Source organism: Nonomuraea diastatica (assembly GCF_004349015.1).
Taxonomy (GTDB): Bacteria; Actinomycetota; Actinomycetes; order Streptosporangiales; family Streptosporangiaceae; genus Nonomuraea; species Nonomuraea diastatica.
The window spans coordinates 1-4,019 of the sequence record NZ_SMKP01000346.1 but is presented as its reverse complement, the minus strand read 5'-3'; the positions used below and the strand labels follow the sequence as shown (position 1 = coordinate 4,019).

Genomic DNA, 4,019 nt, shown 5'->3' with positions numbered 1-4,019 from the left:
CGCGCCTGGTCCGGCGGTACCGCCCGGGCCAGGGCGACAGGTCATCACCAAGGCACAGGTGGCCAGTCTCAAACTGGGTCAGACCCTGGCGTGGCGGGCGGTACCTCACCAGTCTCACAGTCCTCAAGCGTTTCGTGGTCTGTGACGAAACTTGCGCATCAGCCACAGCGCGGCAGCGGACAGTAGCTAGGCAGGCGAGAGCGGCGGCGCGGTCTGGTGTAGTGGTGACCGGCCGCTGACCTGTGGGTTCGTCAAGCGGTTGTCTCCTGCGGAGGGTCGGGGGTGGCCGGGTTTGGTGGAACCACGCTGACCTGGTAGCCGAGGCGTTGCAGGGTGGCGATGGAGCGAGCGGCGATGTGCTCGGCGTGGCGGGCCTCACGCCGGTCGTAGAAGTCGGCACCGTCCTCGCGGTAGACCCCGCCCTGAGCCATGATCGCCCAGGCGATGCGCAGCAGGGTGTGCGCGACGGCGGTGGCGGCCTTCTTGGCATGGTCCTTGCCGAAGCGTCGCGCCAGCCGCCGGAAGCGGGCGCCGATCCGGGTTGGGGTTCGGCTGGCAGCCCAGGTCGCCTCTGTCAAGGCGGCCTTGAGGTGCTTGTTGCCCTGGCGGGTCCCGGCTCGCATCCGCTTACCTGCCGATTCGCGGTTCGCCGGCGCCAGGCCGGCCCAGGCTGCCAGCTGTTTTGGGGAGGGAAAGCGGGTCATGTCGCCGCCGGTCTCGGCAACGATCACCTCGGCGCTGCGAAGCCCGATGCCGGGGATGGTCATCAAGCGGCCGATCAGATCGGCATATGGTGCGGCGGTTGTGGCGATCAGAGCATCCAGCTCACCGATCTTTCGGGTGAGGTGGTCGTAGGCGTCCAGATGCAGTTGGGCCATGGCCGCGTGCTCTTCGGTGAAGCGGCCCTCGCAGGCCATTACCAAGTCCTCGGCCTTGTTGCGCAGTCGCCCGCGGGCCATGTCCGCCAGGATGAGCAGCCCGTGCCAAACCTCCCGCCTGCTCGTGCTCTGGAGTGAAACTGGTGGTCAGAGCTAATGTTCCCCGTATGTCCGTCATGATGGATGCTCCCCCCGAAGCGTTAAGATGATCTACCTAGACTCATCTGCCCACAGTGATCGTTCCCACACTTACAGTGATACCCCCAACAAGATCCCCGACAGAGTCAAGCTTAGGTGTTGTGCTTACCAAGGAAGTCGGTGATGAGCTGCAGCCACTCGTCGGTTCGCTCCAGCATCGGCAGGTGGCCAGTAGCGATTTCGGCGAGTTGGGCGCCGGGGATGGTTTCGGCGAGTTGGCGGTGCAGGGCGGTGGAAGTGACCCAGTCGTCGGTGGTCGAGATCACCAAGGTGGGAGCTTTGATACCGGCGAGGTCGTCGCGGACGTCGAGCCGGCTGACGAGGTCGGCTTGCTCGGGGGAGCCGTCGGCTGCGGTGGCGGCGGCGAAGCGGAGGGTCTCCTGCAGTTGCTCGGACGACATCGACTCCAGCACCTGGGTGCCGACGGCCACCATGATCAGGAATTCGGCGAGCAACTCGCGGTCGCCGGACGCGGCGATCTTCCTCCAGACTGAGGAGGCGAGAGCGAGCCGGTTGTCGCGGTACGGGAAAGCGGCGGTCAGGACAAGTGCGGTGACGCGCTCGGGATGGCGGGCGGCAGTGCGGATGGCGACCGAGCCACCGAGGGAGAAACCGGACACGGCGAAGCGGTCGAGGCCCTCTGCGTCGGCGGCGGCGACGAGTTGGTCGGCGAGGTCGTCGACGGACAGCGGGGTGGTGGAGCGGGGGGTGTCGCCGCTGCCGGGATAGTCGATGCCCACGATGGTGTGGCGGGTGGCGAGGCCTTCCAGTATGGGACCGTAGGTGTTGGCCAGGCTGCTGCCGGCGCCGTGGGCGAGGAGCAGCCCAGGGCCGGTGCCGAGGCGCGTGCGGGCGAATGAGGGTTCGGGCAGGTTGCGAGGTGACATGGTCATCTACCTTTCGGATACGTCGGTCGGTGAGGATCTTGGTGTTGATGGGTGGATAGTGCGTGCGGTTACCGGCGCCTGGCCAGGGTGTTCAGGAGGATGCCGTTCCACTTTCCGACCCATGGCCGCGAATGCGGCGGCAAAGTCCACGTCCGCGCCGAGGTGATTGACCCGCTCGATGTCTTGCTCGGCGAAGGTGCGGATGCGCAGGCGCCCGTGCGGCGGCCAGTTGGATCCGCACGTCGATCGGATTGACGGCGACCGCCCGTACGCGGATATGGATCTGACCGGGAGTCGGCTCCGGCGCCAAGACTTCCGGCGGGCTGAGGACCTCTGGCCCGCCGTGGCCGGAGAAGGTGATCGCGGTAGAACATTAGGTACGTCCTGGGAGAGAAGTCGCACACGCATGAATCATTCAGTACGTATGATTTCTCTCCTTTGTATCATACATGGCGTGTGATTATGGGGTGACTTGGATCACACGCTGTGTATGATTTTCCGTTAGAGTTGCTGATATGAAGCAGCCTCTCCACCGCCGTCAGCCGACCTCGAGCAACCCGCGTGTGCAGCGCACCCGCAACCGCGTGCTGGCCATCGCGCGAGAACTGCTACCTGAGGTCGGAGCGGGAGGGCTGACCTACGCCCTTCTGGCCGAGCGGGCAAGCGTCACCCGCCAGACCCTCTACCGGCACTGGCCCACTCGAGCCGCACTGCTCTTCGACCTCATCCTCGAAGGCCCCGACCTCGGCACCTATCCCGAACCGGGCAGCGACGTGCGTGCCGTGGCCACCGCCTGGCTGAAGAGCCTGCGCGCAGGTGTCAGTGTCCCGGCCATGCGCACTGCGGTGCTGACCGTCACCGCCCAGGCTGACCACGACCCCGACAGCGCCCAGGCGCTCGTACGCATCGGCGAAGACCGTCACGCCGCGTTGAACAACCTGCTGGAGCCCGCGGGCGTCAGGATCAGCGACGACGAGTACACCCTGCTGTACGGGCCCGTCCTCGCCCGACTCTTCCTCGACCGCGGCCCGGTCACCGACGCCTTCATCGACGCCGTCGTAAGCCAATGGCTCACGACCCTGCACCCGGGTTCCGCAGTTGGTAGTCACATGTGAGCCCGATATTGAGGGTTGACCTGGAGGAACGCGTGCAGGGCCGTAGAGGGTCGTGTGCTACGCCCTCCGCAGCCAGGTGCTGGTCGGGTCAGGCGGGTTCGAAGACGGAGACCCGGGCTGGTGGCGTGATGGAAAGTGACTGGTAGACGGCTCGTTGTGCGGGTCGTAGCGGGGTGGTGTGGACGACGGTTCCAGCTGGCCCGGCGAGCGTGACTTGGGACAGGCGGGACAATTCGCGGTTGATCCGGGGCCATCTTTGCCCGCATCCGCGTTCGGCGACCCGGGTCAGCAGGAGGGCGAGCCAGCAAATCAGTACGTGCGCGCGGATGCGGTGTTCGAGCCGGTGGACGATGGGCCGGAGCAGCAGTTCGGACTTCATGTCCCGAAATCCTCGCTCCGCTTCGAGGAGGTTTTGTACCCGAGCGCGGCGTCTTCAGTGCTGATGTCGGGGTCTGAAGTGGCCAGCAGGTACTTGCCGTCCAGTCGTTCTTCGGCCTTGACCTTGGCCCGGTCGATCACCAGCCGTCCGTTCTTCTGCTGGCGGATCCACCGCTTGAGCGTGGGGTGGTCGCGCAGCGCGCACTCAGCGCGGACATGGCCGGCCTCGGCCTTCTGGCGAGCCTTGGCGCTCAACTCGCGTCTGGTTTCGCGTTCGCGCTGAGCCTTGATCCGCTCCGGCTCGGCCTCGATCCGCGTGATCGCCTGCTCGCGGTGCTGCTTGTCACGCTGTGTCAATCCCCTCAAATCGTGGAGACGGTTCTATGCCACAGCGGCCCTCAGCAGGGCCGTTGATGCTTGCCGCTTCTCGATCATGTGACGCTCGAATGTGACAGGCGGCAGCCCGTCGTTGGCGCTGTGCCTGCGCTTGACGTTGTAGAAGTCCGCGATCCAGGTCGCGATCTTCAACCGGGCCTCCGCTCGGGTGCGGAAGCGGTGCCGGT

General features: G+C 65.9%; 3 protein-coding genes and 2 pseudogenes. 1 reads left to right on the top strand and 4 read right to left on the bottom strand.

From position 1 onward, the window contains the following. Positions 1–251 precede the first annotated feature (251 nt). Together E1294_RS51195 and E1294_RS51190 are read right to left on the bottom strand one after the other, a co-directional pair. Positions 252–959 (bottom strand): transposase, encoded by a 708-nt coding sequence (locus E1294_RS51195; protein WP_132520379.1) that lies wholly within the window; start codon positions 957–959, stop codon positions 252–254. Positions 960–1,168: 209 nt separating this feature from the next. Beyond that, positions 1,169–1,963, bottom strand: coding sequence for an alpha/beta fold hydrolase (locus E1294_RS51190; protein WP_132520376.1), 795 nt, complete (start codon positions 1,961–1,963; stop codon positions 1,169–1,171). A gap of 515 nt (positions 1,964–2,478) precedes the next feature. Here E1294_RS51190 and E1294_RS51180 point away from each other — a divergent pair. Then, positions 2,479–3,078, top strand: a complete 600-nt coding sequence (locus E1294_RS51180) for a TetR/AcrR family transcriptional regulator (RefSeq protein ID WP_132520373.1) — start codon at positions 2,479–2,481, stop codon at positions 3,076–3,078. Between the two features lie 88 nt (positions 3,079–3,166). Here the strand turns inward: E1294_RS51180 and E1294_RS58740 are convergent. Continuing rightward, positions 3,167–3,807: pseudogene (locus E1294_RS58740) on the bottom strand (IS1634 family transposase); the annotation flags it as partial. A 30-nt stretch (positions 3,808–3,837) separates the two neighbouring features. Next, positions 3,838–4,019, bottom strand: a pseudogene (locus tag E1294_RS53960) (hypothetical protein); the annotation flags it as partial.